Here is a 15,792-nt window from a genome sequence, read left to right on the forward strand (position 1 = left end):
ACCTGAGGAGATAAAGAGGGCTTCGTTCTGTGCGTCAGGAACGCGCTAGACGCACTGGAGGCGAACAAATGGTGCGGCATTATTGCAAGTAATTCTTGTTAACAAAAGCATTACGCTTTTTTTTATGAGCCTTGCGACGCCGACTGGAAGATTTTTCTTTCGTTTCGAGCGTTACAACTGACCTATTCCGGAGAATCGAAATGTCTGCCCCTTCCGTGCTGATCGCTGGCTGCGGCGATATAGGAAGCCGTCTGGCCCGGCAGTTACACGCCCATGACTGGCTCGTCTACGGCATGCGTCGCAACATCGCGCACCTGCCCGATGGGGTCCACGGCATTGCCGGCAACCTGTTCGACGCGCAAATCCCGGCCGGCTGGCCGACGACCAGCATCGATTATCTGGTGTACTGCGCCACCCCGACGGAACGCGACGAAGCAGGCTATCGGACCGCCTATGTCCAAGGATTGCGGCATGTTCTGGATTGGTTACGCCAGCATGAGCAAAAACCGCGAAGAGTCATTTTCGTCAGCAGCAGCAGCGTGTACGGCCAGCAGCACGGCGAGCGAGTCGATGAAACCTCGGCAACTACGCCCGGCGGCTTCTCGGGGCAGATCATGCTCGAGGCCGAGCAGACCGCCCTGAACAGTGGCCTGCCTGCCAGTATCGTGCGCCTTACCGGCATTTACGGACCGGGCCGAAGCGATCTGTCCAATCGGGTGCGCCAGGGTTACAGCGTCGCCAGCGAGCCGCCGCTATACGCCAATCGGATTCATGCCGATGACGCCGCCGGGCTGCTGGCATGGCTGCTATTGAGCGATGCGCAGGGGCAAGTGCTGGAGGACATCTATATAGGTGTCGACGACGAGCCTGCGCCGCTGGCCGAAGTCGTGGACTGGATGCGGGAGCGGTTGAACGTCACACAGTGGGCCGAGAACAGCACCCTGCGCCGCACCGGCAGCAAGCGTTGCAGCAATGCCAGGGCCAGGGCGACGGGTTGGGTGCCGCAGTATCCGAGCTATCGCGAGGGGTATGCGGCGTTGCTTTCCGACGAGGCCTGATATGAAGGTTGTGGGAGATTCTATGTTTGCTGTAAAGCCAGAGCAGCCCCTTCGCGGATGAATCCGCTCCCACAGGTCCGGCGATATGCACGCGCTACTGTGGGAGCGAATTCATTCGCGAAAGCTTTATTCCGGACGCCGCCAATGTGTTGGATGTACTGGCTCCTTCGCGAATGAATTCGCTCCCACAATTGGCTCCTAGAGGGCGACGAGCACCGGCCGTCAATTACGCTCAAGCAACCAGCGACGATTGCCCGGATGCAGCTCTGGCATCTCGGTTTCCTGGGCTTTGTTCAGCGCCTGGAAAATCTCCAGTTGCTTGCCCTTGCGCACGAAGATCCACGGGTTGCCTTGCTCGTTCTTTTCCAGCCACATGCTGTCGTACTCACCGCTCATGGCCGCGCAATCGCCAGCCAGGCATAGTGCGTAACGATCATTTTCGGGCAGGCCCTGAACGCTGCCATCCGGCATGAACTGCACGGTACTGCCTTGGCCATCACCGCTGACAATGGTCCATTTGCCGCCCAGATAGGCGCCATATAACGCCCGCTCGAAACTTGCGCCAACCGGGGCACCGGCGGGCGCCGGGTCCTTGGGCGCCTGGAAGTGCTGCTCAGGGCCTACATCACTGGCGGCCTGGACCAGTTCGTCGCCCTTAACGCTCAACTCGTCGGAGTTGTTGTAGTAGTCAACGTGGACCTTACCGTTGGCAACACTGGTAATCTTGCCTTCACCCAATTCGAAACCGTTGGAATAGGTCGCCTGGTTCGCCTTGGTATTGATCTGCCACTCAAGGTTCGGCCCGTTGGCCAGCAACGCCTGACGCAGATTTTCGCTCTTGGCGGCAGCATCGATCGCAGCCTGGTTGATCCAGGTGCCATCCGGGGAGCGGTTGCTGTGGCTGGCGCAGCCGCTCAGGACAGCGGCCAGCAGTGAGAGGGCGAGCGCAAAGCGCATAGCAGAGTCCTTCCTAAGCGGGAGGGCGCAACGGCAGAAGCGTTGCGCCTGGGGATTTATTCGAGAACCAGAATCGCGTCCATCTCGACTTGAGCGCCACGCGGCAACGCGGCAACACCGATGGCGGCGCGAGCAGGGTAAGGTTGTTCGAAGTATCTACCCATGACTTCGTTGACCTTGGCAAAGTGGCTCAGGTCAGTCAGGAAGATGTTCAACTTGACGATGTCCTTGAACGAACCGCCGGCAGCTTCAGCCACCGCCTTGAGGTTTTCGAAGACCTGAACGGTCTGGGCTTCGAAGCCCTCGACCAGCTCCATGGTTTTCGGGTCCAGCGGGATCTGCCCTGACATGTACACGGTATTGCCAGCCTTGATCGCCTGGGAATAGGTGCCGATGGCCGCCGGGGCGTTGTCGCTGCTGATAACGGTCTTGGACATGAAAAACTCCTGATGGGCTTTGGGCTACGCGCGCATGCGGGTGATGCGGATCACCCCGGTCAGGGCGCGCAGTTTCTTGATCACGCGGGCCAGGTGCACGCGGTCGTGCACGCTGACCACCAACTGGACCACGCTGATACGACCATCGCGCTCGTCCATGCTGATTTTCTCGATGTTGCCGTCGGCGGCATTGACGCTGCTGGCCAGCAGGGCGATCAGGCCACGCTGATGCTCCAGCTCGACGCGCAGTTCCACATTGAACTCGCCCGTGACGTCCTTGGCCCACGACAACTGAATACATTTTTCCGGGTTGTGGCGGATTTCACTGATGTTGCGGCAGTTATCCAGGTGCACGACCATGCCTTTGCCCGCAGACAGATGACCGACAATCGGGTCGCCAGGGATCGGCGTGCAGCATTTGGCGTAACTGAGTACCAGCCCTTCGGTACCGCGAATCGCCAGCGGACCTTCGGTACTTGGCAACTGGTCGCCTTCACCAAGCAGACGGCGGGCAACCACATAGGCCATGCGATTGCCCAAACCGATATCTTCGAGCAGGTCTTCGATGACCTCCACCCGGTATTCGGCCAGGACTTGCTGGACTCGCTCGCCCGGGATTTTTTCCAGGCTGCTGTCGAAACCGTTGAGGACCTTGTTCAGCAGGCGCTCGCCCAGGCTGATGGATTCCGAACGACGCTGCAGCTTGAGGGCGTGGCGAATATGGGTGCGCGCCTTGCCGGTCACGACGAAATTGAGCCAGGCCGGGTTCGGCCGAGCCCCGGGTGCACTGACGATTTCCACGGTCGAACCGCTTTGCAGCGGTTCCGACAACGGCGCCAGACGACGGTTTATGCGACAGGCAATGCAGCTGTTGCCGACGTCGGTGTGCACTGCATAGGCGAAGTCAACCGCCGTGGAGCCTTTGGGCAGCTCCATGATCCGGCCTTTTGGCGTGAAGACGTAGACCTCGTCCGGGAACAGGTCGATCTTCACGCTCTCGATGAATTCCAGGGAGTTGCCGGCACGCTGCTGCATTTCCAGCACGCCCTTGACCCATTGACGGGCGCGGGCGTGGGTGCCCTTGGGCTGCTCGTCGTCACTGGACTTGTACAGCCAGTGAGCGGCAATGCCGTTGTTGGCCATCTCTTCCATTTCCTTGGTACGGATCTGGATCTCGATGGGCACGCCATGCATGCCGAACAGCGTGGTGTGCAACGACTGGTAGCCGTTGGCCTTGGGAATCGCGATGTAATCCTTGAAGCGTCCGGGCAACGGCTTGTACAGGTTATGCACGGCGCCGAGCACGCGATAGCAGGTATCGACCTTGTCGACGACGATCCGGAACGCATAGACATCCATGATCTCGTTGAAGGCCCGGCGCTTGCCGCGCATCTTCTTGTAGATGCCGTAAAGATGCTTCTGCCGTCCGCTGACTTCGCCCTGAATCTCGTCCACGGCCAGACAGTGGCTCAGGGATTCTTCAATCTTGTTGACCAGTTCCTTGCGATTGCCACGGGCACGCTTGACCGCCTGATAGATGCGCGAGGAGCGCATCGGATACATGGCCTTGAAACCCAGGTCTTCGAATTCGATACGAATGGCATGCATGCCCAGCCGGTTGGCGATGGGCGCATAGATTTCCAGGGTTTCCTTGGCGATGCGTCGGCGCTTCTCGCCCGACAGCACTTCCAGGGTGCGCATGTTGTGCAGACGGTCGGCCAGCTTGACCAGAATGACGCGAATGTCCCGCGCCATGGCCATGGCCATCTTCTGGAAGTTCTCGGCCTGAGCCTCGGCCTTGGTCTCGAAGTTCATCTGGGTCAGCTTGCTGACCCCATCGACGAGTTCGGCCACGGTCTCGCCAAACTGCGCACAAAGCGCTTCCTTGGCAATACCGGTGTCTTCGATCACGTCATGCAACATGGCGGCCATCAGGCTCTGATGGTCCATGTGCATGTCGGCAAGAATATTCGCGACCGCGAGCGGGTGCGTGACGTAGGCCTCACCGCTGCGGCGGCGCTGACCATCGTGGGCCTGTTCGGCGTAGAAATACGCTCGGCGGACCAGATTGACCTGGTCGTGGCCGAGGTAGGCCGACAGGCGATCGGCGAGAGCGTCTATGCTCGGCAAGATAAGACTCCCTGCCGATGGCTTGTGCTCTGCGCCTTACTACGTCGACCCGGCATAGGCTTAGAGAGCCTCGTTGGACTCGTCCTCGAACGCAGCGAACAATGGTTCATCTTCAACGATTTCAGCTTCTGCGATTACAGCGTAATCCATCAGGCCTGCTGCGATTTCACGCAGAGCCATCACGGTAGGCTTGTCATTTTCCCACGCCAGCTTTGGTTCTTTGCCGCCGGTTGCCAGTTGACGAGCACGCTTGGTAGAGAGCATGACCAGCTCAAAGCGGTTATCGACGTGTTCCAGGCAGTCTTCAACGGTTACGCGGGCCATGGGTATTCCTCGTAGCAAATGCGGATGCGCGATGCCCGGATGGGCGAGCGGACTCGATAGTTTACAAGCGGACAGGTACAAGCTTCAAGCGGCACGCCACAAGCGGTCGGCTTTTCGCAGCCTGCAACAGGCTCAGGCGAGCAATTCGCTGAGCAGATTGCTGAATTGTTCCTGCTGATGCGGCTGGGTGAGACGGTTGGCGCGGAAAATCGCCTTGAGATCTTCCAGAGCGCTGGCGAAATCGTCGTTGATCACCACGTAGTCGTACTCGACGTAGTGGCTCATCTCGCTGACAGCCTCACGCATGCGGCCTTCGATGATGTCGTCGCTGTCCTGGCCCCGATTGGTCAGGCGCTGGCGCAAGGCCTGCTGAGTCGGCGGCAGGATGAATATCGACCGCGCATCCGGCATCACCGCACGCACCTGTTGCGCGCCCTGCCAGTCAATTTCCAGGATCAGGTCGTGCCCCTCGTCGAGCGTCTGCTGCAAGTGGCTTTGCGAGGTGCCGTAGAGATTGCCGAACACCTCGGCCTGCTCGAGGAAATCGCCATGTTCGATCATCCACACGAATTCAGTCCGATCGACGAAGTGATAGTTCACACCGTCGACTTCGCCCGGGCGCATGGCACGGGTAGTGTGGGAAACCGAAACGCGGATCTGCGGCTGCGCGTCGACCAGAGCCTTGACCAGACTGGTCTTGCCTGCACCCGAAGGTGCGGAAACGATGTACAGGGTGCCGGTGCTATGGGTCATGTAGGGGTAGCCTTACTCAATGTTCTGCACTTGTTCACGCATCTGCTCGATCAACACCTTGAGGTTGACCGCAGCCTGGGTGCTGCGTGGGTCGAAGGCTTTGGAGCCTAGTGTATTGGCTTCGCGGTTGAGCTCTTGCATCAGGAAATCCAGGCGACGCCCGGCTTGTCCACCCGCCTTGAGCACCCGGCGCACCTCGGTGACATGGGTGCTCAGACGATCAAGTTCTTCGGCGACATCACTTTTCTGCGCCAGCAGGACCATTTCCTGTTCCAGGCGCAACGGATCGAGCTCGGCCTTCATATCGGCAAAACGATCCAGCACTTTCTGCCGCTGGGCTGCCAGCATCTGCGGCACGAGGGTACGCAAGGTAGCGACCTCTGCCGAGATCGAAACCAACCGTTCGTCGAGAAGTTTGGCCAGATCAGCGCCTTCACGACCGCGACCGAGCTTGAGTTCGGTCAGCGCGTCGTTGAACAACTCCATCGCCTCGACATTCAGAGCCTGGGGATCGCTGGCGTCGGCCACCAGAACGCCGGGCCATGCCAGCACTTCCAGAGGATTGAGCGCTGCTGGCTGCTTGATCAGACTGGCAACGATTTCTGCCGCAACCACCAGCTGGGTGGCGCGCTCACGATCGACCTGCAACGGCTTGCCCGCCGTCTCTTCAGTAAAGCGCAAGGTGCATTCTACCTTGCCCCGGGACAACCCCTGACGCAGCGCTTCGCGCACGGCACCTTCGAGATCGCGAAACGATTCCGGCAGCCGCAGGTGCGGTTCGAGGTAGCGATGATTGACCGAGCGTAGCTCCCAGCTCAGTGTGCCTTGAACGCCTGCCCGTTCTACTCGGGCAAAAGCCGTCATGCTGTGCACCATGGGAAGTCCCTCTTGAATGCGTTTAAGAGCGCTGCCGCAGGCGATGCCTTGCCGATTGAACGTCATGAATAGCTGACAGGCTGCGAAGGCGCAGGATTGTAGCGCAGAGCGGCACAGGCTCCCAATCCGACAGTGCGACAGATAAGTCATGGTCGCGTCCACCAGCCCGAAAGCATGCCGCAAAGCCCCGTTATTGAGCTTCGGCAACAACATGAAACCAAGTTGCCGACTTTTAGATATGCCCTATAAAGGTTGTGACCCTGAGGGTTGATGCCGGTTCAGCCAGACCGCCGCGCAGCCCGCGGCTCGCGCTGAAACAGCATCCGCCCCTATAATGGTCGGCAGTTTTCCGTCCCAGTACAGGTATCCCAGATGAAACGTCCAAGTGGTCGCGCCGCCGATCAGCTTCGCTCGATCCGCATCACCCGCAACTACACCAAACACGCCGAGGGTTCCGTACTGGTCGAGTTCGGTGATACCAAAGTCATCTGCACGGTCAGCGTCGAAAATGGCGTTCCGCGTTTCCTCAAAGGCCAGGGCCAAGGCTGGCTGACCGCTGAATACGGCATGCTGCCCCGCGCCACCGGCGAGCGTAACCAGCGCGAAGCCAGCCGTGGCAAACAGGGCGGCCGCACCCTGGAAATCCAGCGCCTGATCGGCCGCTCCCTGCGCGCGGCCCTGGACATGTCCAAGCTGGGCGATATCACCCTGTACATTGATTGCGATGTGATCCAGGCTGATGGCGGTACTCGCACCGCGTCCATCACCGGCGCCATGGTGGCACTGGTCGACGCCCTGAAAGTGATCAAGAAACGTGGCGGCCTCAAAGGCGGCGACCCACTCAAGCAGATGATCGCCGCTGTTTCGGTGGGCATGTACCAAGGTGAGCCGGTCCTGGATCTGGACTACCTGGAAGACTCAGCCGCCGAGACCGACCTCAACGTCGTCATGACCAGCACTGGCGGCTTCATTGAAGTCCAGGGCACCGCTGAAGGCGCACCGTTCCAGCCTGCCGACCTGAACGCCATGCTGGCCCTGGCACAAAAAGGCATGACCGAGATTTTCGAACTGCAACAGGCCGCACTGGCCGACTGATCAATGCACACAGGGAGTTGCAGCAATGAGTGACAGCCAATCGCCGATACCCACGCCCACAGCGCAAATCCGTCAATGGGCGATGTTCTGTCACCTGGCTGCCTTCCTGGGCCTGGTCCTGCCATTCGGCAACCTGATCGGACCGCTGATTCTCTGGCAGATGAAGAAAGAGACCGATCCGTTCATCGATGCCCAGGGCAAGGAGGCCCTGAATTTCCAGATAACCGCATCCCTGGCCATCGCCGTGAGCATCATGCTGATCGTGGTGATCATCGGCTTCCCACTGCTGTTTCTGATCGGCATCGGCGCGACGGTGCTGACCATCATTGCGGCGATCAAGGCCAACGACGGTCTGTCGTACCGTTATCCGTTCTGCTGGCGGCCGGTGAAATAGAAAACTGCGGGAACTGTAGTGGGAGCGAATTCATTCGCGAAGAGGCCTGTACATCCGATACACATGCGTCGTCTGCCCCCTCTTTCGCGAATGAATTCGCTCCCACCGTACGATTATCGCCCCGGTTTCCGACAAGCCCATGAAAAAGCCGACTCAACGTCGGCTTTTTCATGGGCGGCATCCGGCAATCAGATGGTCAACGTCCAGTCATAATCCACGATCAGCGGCGCGTGCTGCGAGAAACGCGGCTGACGCGGCAGACGGGCACTGCGTACAAAGCGACGCAGGCCTGGGGTCAACAACTGATAGTCAAAACGCCAGCCCAGATTGAGCATTTCGGCCTGTTCGTTATCCGGCCACCAGCTGTACTGATCGCCTTCACGACTGACTTCGCGCAGGGCATCGACATAGCCCATATTGCCGACAATCTCGTCCATCCAGGCACGTTCCGGCGCCAGGAAGCCCGGAGACTGCTGGCTGTCACGCCAGTTCTTGATGTCGAGCTTCTGCTGCGCAACATACAGCGAGCCACAATAAATGTACTCGCGACGTTTACGCCGCTGCTTGTCCAGATATTTGCCGAAGTCGTCCATCAACTTGAATTTCTGATTCAAGTCCTCGTCGCCGTTCATACCCGACGGCAACAACAACGTTGCAATACTGAGCTTGTCGAAATCTGCTTGCAGGTAACGCCCGTAACGGTCGGCTGTTTCAAAGCCCAGGCCGCTGATAACCGCCTTTGGCTGCAACCGAGAGTAAAGCGCCACGCCACCTTGTGCGGGAACTTCAGCCTCGCAGGCATAAAGGAAGTAGCCATCCAGTTGGAAGGCTGGGTCGTCCAGTTCAAAGGCGGAGGCGCGGGTGTCCTGAAGACAGATGACGTCGGCATTCTGAGCCTGCAGCCAACTGAGCAAACCACGCTCGACTGCGGCCTGAATGCCATTTACGTTCACACTGATGATCCGCATAAATGGCCCCAAAAATCACGTGCGTGTATGATACCCGAGCTCTACCTAATTAGCTAAATCCGTGCTATCCGGGACTTTTTTCATGCAAGCGTATCAGCGCGATTTCATCCGTTTTGCCATCGATCGCGGCGTTTTGCGCTTCGGTGAGTTCACTCTCAAGTCCGGGCGCACCAGCCCTTACTTCTTCAATGCCGGCCTGTTCAACAGTGGTTCGGCATTGGCTCAACTGGGTCGTTTTTATGCGGCGGCCGTCGTTGAAAGCGGTATCTCCTTCGACGTTCTGTTCGGCCCGGCGTACAAGGGAATCCCCCTGGCGGCCGCGACGGCGGTGGCTTTGGCGGAGCAGCATCAGATCGATACGCCCTGGTGTTTCAACCGCAAGGAAGCCAAGGCCCACGGCGAAGGCGGCAGCCTGGTCGGCGCCCCCCTGAGCGGCAATGTACTGATCATCGATGATGTGATTACCGCCGGTACCGCCATTCGCGAAGTCATGCAGATCATCAAGGATCAGGGCGCCACCGCCGCTGGCGTGCTGATCGCACTCAATCGCCAGGAACGCGGCAATGGCGAGCTGTCGGCCATCCAGGAAGTCGAGCGCGACTTTGGCATCCCGGTCGTCAGCATTGTGTCGCTGACTCAAGTCCTGCAATTCCTGGCCGATGATCCACAGTTGAAGCAACACCTTCCTGCCGTTGAGGCCTATCGGGCGCAATACGGGATTTAAGTCTGTAACGCCCAGGGGTTCTTATGCGTAGATTGAGCGTCATCGGCCTGTCTCTTTCGTTGGGCCTGTGCTCGTCACTGGGGGCCTGGGCGACGGACAAGGCGCCCGAAGTCCTGTTGTATCGGTATATAGATGACAAGGGTGTCACCGTACTGGACCGTCAGGGCGTACCTCCTGAGTATTCGGGCAAGGGCTATGAAGTGCTCAATCAGCGTGGCCGGGTAGTACAGGTCGTGCCACCCGCGCCTACGGCCGAGGAAATTCGCGCAGCCGAGGCAGCCAAGGCACAGGCCAATGCCGACGCACAATTGCTGCACCTGTATAGCAACGTTGAAGACGTCGATCGTGCCAAAGCGCGCAAACTTGCCGAGCTGGATGGCCTGGCCAACCTGGCCCAGGGCAACCTCAAAGGCGTCACCAACCAGCAAAGCAGCCTGCAAAGCCAGGCTGCCGATCAGGAGCGTGCCGGGCGCCCGGTGCAGCAGCAACTGCTCGATCAACTCAATGATCTGCGCGAACGTCAGCAAGCCCTGCAGGCCGATATCGCCCGCTACCAGACCGCTCGCAAGCAGGCCGAGACCGACTTTGCAGCGGATCGGGTTCGAGTGCAGAGGCTGACTCAGCAATAAAATCCGGACAAAAAAAGACCTCACCGGCAAAACCGGTGAGGTCTTTTTTATCCAGCCAATCGAATCAGTGACGCTTGCGATTGCTGATCAAGGTACCTACACCGGTATCGGTGAAGATTTCCAGCAACACGGCATTCGGCACCCGGCCATCGATGATGTGCGAGGTGGTCACACCGCCCTGGACCGCTTCCAGCGCGCAACGAATCTTCGGCAACATGCCGCCGTAGATGGTGCCATCGGCGATCAGGCCGTTGACCTGCTCGGTGGTCAGGCCGGTCAGGACATTGCCTTCCTTGTCCATCAGGCCGGCGATATTGGTCAGCAGCATCAGCTTCTCGGCTTTCAAAGCCTCGGCAACCTTGCCCGCCACCAGGTCGGCGTTGATGTTGTAGGACTCGCCATTCGGGCCGACGCCAATGGGGGCGATGACCGGAATGAAGTCGCCCTTGACCAGCATGTTCAGCAAATCGGTGTTGATGCCGACCACCTCGCCAACCTGGCCGATATCGATGATTTCAGGCTTGGTCATTTCCGGTGTCTGGCGCGAAACCGTGAGTTTCTTGGCGCGGATCAGCTGCGCGTCCTTGCCGGTCAGGCCGATGGCGCTGCCGCCATGACGGTTGATCAGGTTGACAATGTCTTTGTTGACCTGGCCGCCCAGGACCATTTCCACGACGTCCATGGTCTGGGCATCGGTAACGCGCATGCCGTCGATGAAGTGACTCTCGATGGACAGACGCTTGAGCAGGTCACCGATTTGCGGCCCCCCGCCGTGAACCACCACCGGGTTGATGCCTACCGCCTTCATCAGCACGATGTCGCGCGCGAAGCCGGTTTTCAGCTCCTCGCTCTCCATGGCGTTGCCGCCGTACTTGATGACCAGCGTCTTGCCGACAAAACGGCGGATATAAGGCAACGCTTCGGACAAGACCTTGGCAGCGTTGGTGGCGGCATCACGTTCGAGGGTCATTCAGGGCTCCAGTCAAAAAACAAATCAATCAGAAAGGTATTTCAAGATCCGGCGCAACGAGCTTCAGTTGGGTGCGGAACACGTCCTTGATGCGCTCCAGTTCGTCCTCGGTCTCGGCTTCGAAGCGTAATACCAGTACCGGCGTGGTATTGGAAGCCCGAACCAGACCCCAGCCTTTCGGGTAATCGACGCGAACACCGTCGATACTGGTCAGGTTGGCATTACCCCACTGCGCATCGCGCTCCAGAGCCTCGATGATGGTGAACTTGGTGACGTCGGTGACCTTGATGTTGATCTCCGGCGTGGAAACGTCATTCGGGAAGGTTTCGAACAGTTCTTCGGCACTGAGGGTTTCCTGGCTGAGGATTTCCAGCAGGCGCGCAGCGCTGTAGATACCGTCGTCGAAACCGAACCAGCGCTCCTTGAAGAAGATGTGGCCGCTCATTTCCCCGGCCAGCAGCGCACCGCTTTGCTTCATCTTCTTCTTGATCAACGAATGACCGGTCTTCCACATTACCGGACGGCCACCGTATTCCTGAATCAGCGGAATCAGGCGACGGGTGCATTTCACGTCGAAGATGATATCCGCACCAGGGTTACGTTTTACGACATCACGGGCAAACAGCATCAGCAGGCGGTCGGGATATACGACGCTGCCGGTATTGGTCACGACACCTACGCGGTCGCCGTCGCCGTCGAAGGCCAGGCCCAGGTCGGCGCCGGTTTCCTTGACCTTGGCGATCAGGTCTTCGAGGTTTTCCAGCTTGCCCGGATCCGGGTGATGGTTCGGGAAGTTGCCGTCGACATCGCAGAACAGCGGGATGACCTCACAGTTCAGCGCTTCGATCAGTTGCGGGGCGATCACACCGGCCGCACCGTTGCCACAGTCCACCACTACTTTCAGGCGACGAGCCAGGGCGATGTCCTTGGTGATTTCCTCGAAGTACGGCTTGAGGATGTCGACCTGGGTAATGCTGCCCTTGGCGGTCGGCAGGTTGTTCTGCTTGATGCGATCGTGCAGGGCCTGGATCTGCTCGTTGGCCAGGGTGTCGCCAGCGATGACGATCTTGAAGCCGTTGTAATCCTTGGGGTTGTGACTGCCGGTCAGCATGACGCCGGTCTTGCCCGCCAGTACGTTGGCGGCGTAATACAGCGCAGGCGTCGGCACGAGACCGACATCGCTGACATGACAGCCGCTGTCATGCAGGCCCTGGATCAGTTTGCTGACCAGTTCCGGACCGGACAGGCGTCCGTCGCGACCGACGGAAACGTTCGGCTCGTCCTGCGCCAGGCTCTGGGCACCGATGGCGCGACCGATCCAGTACGCCGTTTCAGCGCTCAACGTATCGCCGACAACGCCGCGAATGTCGTAGGCACGGAAGATCGTCTCGGGAAATTCGGGGGCAATGGATACTGTGCTGTTCATGGCGTGGGAGTGCTCCGAGCTCAGGATGTCCTGATGTTCATCGAGAAAGTCGATATCGAAAATATCGGTATTTTGAAACAGCGGGTCGGTCCACCCGTCGCTCTCGGCGGTGGGCTTGACCGGTGCTGAAATAACGTTTGCCGTATAGCTGGGTACAGGCTCGGACTCCTCGACTGCTGCTGTACTCGTGGTCGGCACCACGGGCTTGCTGGCAGGCGAAAAACGGGCCAGTACCTGAGCCAGGCCATTAAGGGCCGCAAGGCTCAAACCGAAGGGTTTGACGGTATTTCCGGCAGAGAGTTCGGCAACCATCTGCTCCAGTTGTCGGGCGTCCGCGCAGACGCGTCGATGCAACGCCCGCTCATTGAAGCGCAGACCCAATACCACGCCCCCCAGCGCGACCAGCGCCGCCAGGAGTAAAAACAGCCACGACGGTTCGGTTTTCAGCAGCGGGCCGGGAGTGAATTCCAGCCACCAGCTGGCGTAGGCCGTTTCGAAACGCAGCGGGTGGCCGCCATTTGCCTGGCCGCGCTGGCCCAGCACCTGGGCCGGACCATTGCCAAACTGTTGGATCAGTTGCACGAAACCGGTGCTTGCCGGGATCTCCGGCAAGGCATTGAGCAACCGCTGCTGATCGTATGCCAGCAACAGCGTACCGCTGACAGGCGCGCCGGGGCTGGCGCGCAGCGGGGCGGCGCTGTAGATCATCCAGCGCTCGCCCACTTTGCGCGCCTCAGGCGCGACCGCTTGGCCCTGAGCTGCCTTGCCGAGCATATCGAGGGTCGCGAAACTGATCGGCAAAGCCGCCTGGTTGTCGACCTCGCTCATGCCCGGCGGATTGATTCGCGCAGCAACAACGCCACTCGAGAACTTCAACGACGCCAGAGCCGCCGCCACAGTATTGGCATCCTGCAGCAGAGCGGGGTTGGCAGCGGCCGCCTGGGTGTCGGCACCCATCTGCTTGAGCGCCAGGCTCACAGCACTGGCCTGACTAACACCCCAGCCTTGCTCCAGTTCGCGCTGGTGCAGCGGGTCGACGAACGCGAGCCAGACCAACACCGCCGCCGCACCCAGGCCAAACATGGCAGGGATGACTCCGCGCACGAGGCCGGACAGGCTCGCCGCCGGTGGCAGATGGTGATCAGGCTTCGTGACTGCCTTGGCCTTGCGCTGATTACCCTTCACCAACTTTCTCTCCGGTTATTCATCCTGAATCTGGCTCTCATCCTTAGACGAAATGGCGCAGAAAATTGGCTTGTAGGTATAGCAGCAGGGATCAGTGGCTGCCGGAATGGCCAAAGCCGCCAGCGCCGCGCTGGCTTTCGTCGAAAGCCTCGACCAGCTCGAAGTGCGCCTGAACCACTGGCACCAGGACCAATTGGGCGATGCGCTCGCCAACGGCAATGTTGAAGGCGGTCTGCCCACGGTTCCAGCAGGAAACCATAAGTTCGCCCTGATAATCGGAGTCGATCAGCCCGACCAGATTACCCAGCACGATGCCGTGCTTATGCCCCAGCCCCGAGCGCGGCAGGATCATCGCCGCCAGGCCCGGATCGCCGATGTAGATCGACAGTCCGGTCGGGATCAGCAAGGTCTGGCCCGGCTCCAGCAGGGTGTCTTGCTTGAGCATGGCGCGCAGGTCGAGACCGGCCGAGCCAGGAGTAGCGTAGGCGGGAAGCGGAAAGTCAGTGCCAATGCGCGGGTCGAGGATTTTGGCTTGTAGAGCATGCATTCGTGATTAAACCTGGTTCATACGTTCGGCGATAAAAGTGATCAGCTGGCGGGCAATCTTGGCCTTGCTGGTCTGGGCAAAGAGCGTTGCATGCAAGGCTCGATCGATCACGCTGCAGGCGTTTTCCTCACTGTTGAAGCCGATGCTGGGGTTTGCCACATCATTGGCGACGATCAGGTCGAGGTTCTTGTCCTTGAGCTTGCGTGCAGCATAGTCAAGCAGATGTTCGGTCTCGGCGGCGAAACCGACACTGTAAGGGCGGTCAGGGCGCGTGGCGATGGTTGCGAGAATGTCCGGGTTACGAACCATCTGCAGCAACAGGCCGTCGCCGTTTGTAGGGTCTTTCTTCAATTTGTGCGGGGCGATCACTTCCGGGCGGTAGTCCGCCACCGCAGCCGAGGCGATAAACAGATCGCAAGGGATCGCCGCCTCGCAGGCGGCCAGCATGTCGCGGGCGCTGACCACGTCGACCCGCGTCACGCGATCAGGCGTTGCCAGATTGACCGGCCCCGTGATCAGAGTCACCCGTGCACCCGCTTCCACCGCTGCTTCGGCCAGGGCAAAACCCATTTTCCCGGAGCTGTGGTTGGTGATGTAACGCACCGGATCGATGTTTTCCTGGGTTGGCCCGGCCGTAATCAACACATGCTTGCCGGTCAGGGTCAGGCGCTGGAAGCAATCGGCGGCCAGTTGCGCCAGATCGTTGGCTTCGAGCATGCGGCCCATGCCCACGTCGCCGCAGGCCTGGCTGCCACTGGCAGGGCCGAATACTCGGAAGTCGCGCTCTTGCAGCAGGCGCGTGTTGGCCTGCACGGACGGATCGCGCCACATGGCCTGGTTCATCGCCGGGGCGATGGCGACCGTGGCATCGGTAGCCAGCACAATGGTTGTCAGCAGGTCATTGGCGATGCCCTGGGCCAGGCGCGCAATCAAATCGGCGGTGGCCGGGGCGATCAGGATCAGGTCGGCCCATTTGGCCAGTTCGATATGGCCCATCGCAGCTTCGGCGGCGGGATCGAGCAAATCCATGTGCACAGGGTGCCCGGAAAGGGCCTGCATAGTCAGCGCAGTGATGAACTCGGCGCCGCCGCGGGTCATGACCACCCGCACTTCCGCACCCTGGTCGCGCAAACGGCGAACCAGCTCAGCGCCTTTGTAGGCTGCGATGCCGCCGCCGACGCCGAGAACAATGCGTTTCCGATACAGCCGCTGCATAGGCCTGCCTTTTTGGTCAAGTGAACACGCGACGCCCATGACGCCTCCCCAGGCCCGGTCATCGCGTAAAAAAGTTGGGCTACGATATCACAGCGTCCGCACCG

General features: G+C 59.8%; 16 protein-coding genes. 5 read left to right on the forward strand and 11 right to left on the reverse strand.

Annotated elements, in window-relative coordinates:
* Window positions 1–200 precede the first annotated feature (200 nt).
* Window positions 201–1,058, forward strand: coding sequence for an SDR family oxidoreductase (locus ACCD02_RS00615; protein WP_413298006.1), 858 nt, complete (start codon window positions 201–203; stop codon window positions 1,056–1,058).
* Window positions 1,059–1,280: 222 nt separating this feature from the next.
* Here the strand turns inward: ACCD02_RS00615 and ACCD02_RS00620 are convergent, their stop codons facing one another.
* The 6 genes from ACCD02_RS00620 to ACCD02_RS00645 all read right to left on the reverse strand — a co-directional run bounded on the left by ACCD02_RS00620 (window position 1,281) and on the right by ACCD02_RS00645 (window position 6,535).
* Complete coding sequence (locus ACCD02_RS00620) at window positions 1,281–2,015, reverse strand: hypothetical protein (RefSeq protein WP_413298007.1); 735 nt, start codon at window positions 2,013–2,015, stop codon at window positions 1,281–1,283.
* Window positions 2,016–2,071: 56 nt separating this feature from the next.
* Window positions 2,072–2,452, reverse strand: coding sequence for a RidA family protein (locus ACCD02_RS00625; protein ID WP_413298008.1), 381 nt, complete (start codon window positions 2,450–2,452; stop codon window positions 2,072–2,074).
* Between the two features lie 24 nt (window positions 2,453–2,476).
* Entirely contained in the window at window positions 2,477–4,582 is a 2,106-nt protein-coding gene (gene spoT / locus ACCD02_RS00630; protein WP_259101441.1) for a bifunctional GTP diphosphokinase/guanosine-3',5'-bis pyrophosphate 3'-pyrophosphohydrolase, read from the reverse strand.
* A 60-nt stretch (window positions 4,583–4,642) separates the two neighbouring features.
* Window positions 4,643–4,906: a DNA-directed RNA polymerase subunit omega gene (rpoZ, locus tag ACCD02_RS00635; RefSeq protein ID WP_259101440.1), complete on the reverse strand. Its 264-nt coding sequence runs from the start codon at window positions 4,904–4,906 to the stop codon at window positions 4,643–4,645.
* 132 nt (window positions 4,907–5,038) lie between these two features.
* Complete coding sequence (gene gmk / locus ACCD02_RS00640) at window positions 5,039–5,659, reverse strand: guanylate kinase (RefSeq protein ID WP_413298010.1); 621 nt, start codon at window positions 5,657–5,659, stop codon at window positions 5,039–5,041.
* A gap of 12 nt (window positions 5,660–5,671) precedes the next feature.
* Window positions 5,672–6,535, reverse strand: a complete 864-nt coding sequence (locus tag ACCD02_RS00645; RefSeq protein WP_413298011.1) for a YicC/YloC family endoribonuclease — start codon at window positions 6,533–6,535, stop codon at window positions 5,672–5,674.
* A gap of 372 nt (window positions 6,536–6,907) precedes the next feature.
* On the opposite strand from ACCD02_RS00645, the gene rph reads away from it, so the two are divergent.
* Together rph and ACCD02_RS00655 are read left to right on the forward strand one after the other, a co-directional pair.
* The gene (gene rph, locus ACCD02_RS00650) at window positions 6,908–7,630 is read left to right on the forward strand and encodes a ribonuclease PH (RefSeq protein WP_413298012.1); all 723 of its coding nucleotides are present in this window, start codon (window positions 6,908–6,910) and stop codon (window positions 7,628–7,630) included.
* A gap of 25 nt (window positions 7,631–7,655) precedes the next feature.
* Entirely contained in the window at window positions 7,656–8,024 is a 369-nt protein-coding gene (locus ACCD02_RS00655) for a DUF4870 domain-containing protein (protein WP_413298014.1), read from the forward strand.
* Window positions 8,025–8,212: 188 nt separating this feature from the next.
* Here ACCD02_RS00655 and ACCD02_RS00660 read toward each other — a convergent pair whose 3' ends face one another.
* A complete protein-coding gene (locus ACCD02_RS00660) occupies window positions 8,213–8,992 on the reverse strand; it encodes an exodeoxyribonuclease III (RefSeq protein WP_259101429.1) in 780 nt (259 codons plus the stop codon).
* 82 nt (window positions 8,993–9,074) lie between these two features.
* Here ACCD02_RS00660 and pyrE point away from each other — a divergent pair, with 82 nt between their 5' ends.
* Together pyrE and ACCD02_RS00670 are read left to right on the forward strand one after the other, a co-directional pair.
* A complete protein-coding gene (gene pyrE, locus ACCD02_RS00665) occupies window positions 9,075–9,716 on the forward strand; it encodes an orotate phosphoribosyltransferase (protein WP_413298015.1) in 642 nt (213 codons plus the stop codon).
* Between the two features lie 23 nt (window positions 9,717–9,739).
* Window positions 9,740–10,345 (forward strand): DUF4124 domain-containing protein, encoded by a 606-nt coding sequence (locus ACCD02_RS00670; protein ID WP_413298016.1) that lies wholly within the window; start codon window positions 9,740–9,742, stop codon window positions 10,343–10,345.
* A gap of 64 nt (window positions 10,346–10,409) precedes the next feature.
* Here the strand turns inward: ACCD02_RS00670 and argB are convergent, their stop codons facing one another.
* The 4 genes from argB to coaBC form a co-directional block, all read right to left on the reverse strand.
* The gene (argB, locus tag ACCD02_RS00675; protein WP_413298017.1) at window positions 10,410–11,315 is read right to left on the reverse strand and encodes an acetylglutamate kinase; all 906 of its coding nucleotides are present in this window, start codon (window positions 11,313–11,315) and stop codon (window positions 10,410–10,412) included.
* Between the two features lie 28 nt (window positions 11,316–11,343).
* On the reverse strand, window positions 11,344–12,741 hold the full coding sequence (locus ACCD02_RS00680) for a phosphomannomutase/phosphoglucomutase (RefSeq protein WP_413298311.1): 1,398 nt from the start codon (window positions 12,739–12,741) through the stop codon (window positions 11,344–11,346).
* A 1,276-nt stretch (window positions 12,742–14,017) separates the two neighbouring features.
* Window positions 14,018–14,473, reverse strand: coding sequence for a dUTP diphosphatase (gene dut, locus ACCD02_RS00685; RefSeq protein WP_413298018.1), 456 nt, complete (start codon window positions 14,471–14,473; stop codon window positions 14,018–14,020).
* Window positions 14,474–14,479: 6 nt separating this feature from the next.
* Window positions 14,480–15,688, reverse strand: a complete 1,209-nt coding sequence (gene coaBC / locus ACCD02_RS00690) for a bifunctional phosphopantothenoylcysteine decarboxylase/phosphopantothenate--cysteine ligase CoaBC (protein WP_413298019.1) — start codon at window positions 15,686–15,688, stop codon at window positions 14,480–14,482.
* Between the last annotated feature and the right edge of the window lie 104 nt (window positions 15,689–15,792).

Origin of the sequence: Pseudomonas sp. Pseusp88 (assembly GCF_047303955.1) — a bacterium.
In the GTDB taxonomy this organism is placed as follows: Bacteria; Pseudomonadota; Gammaproteobacteria; order Pseudomonadales; family Pseudomonadaceae; genus Aquipseudomonas.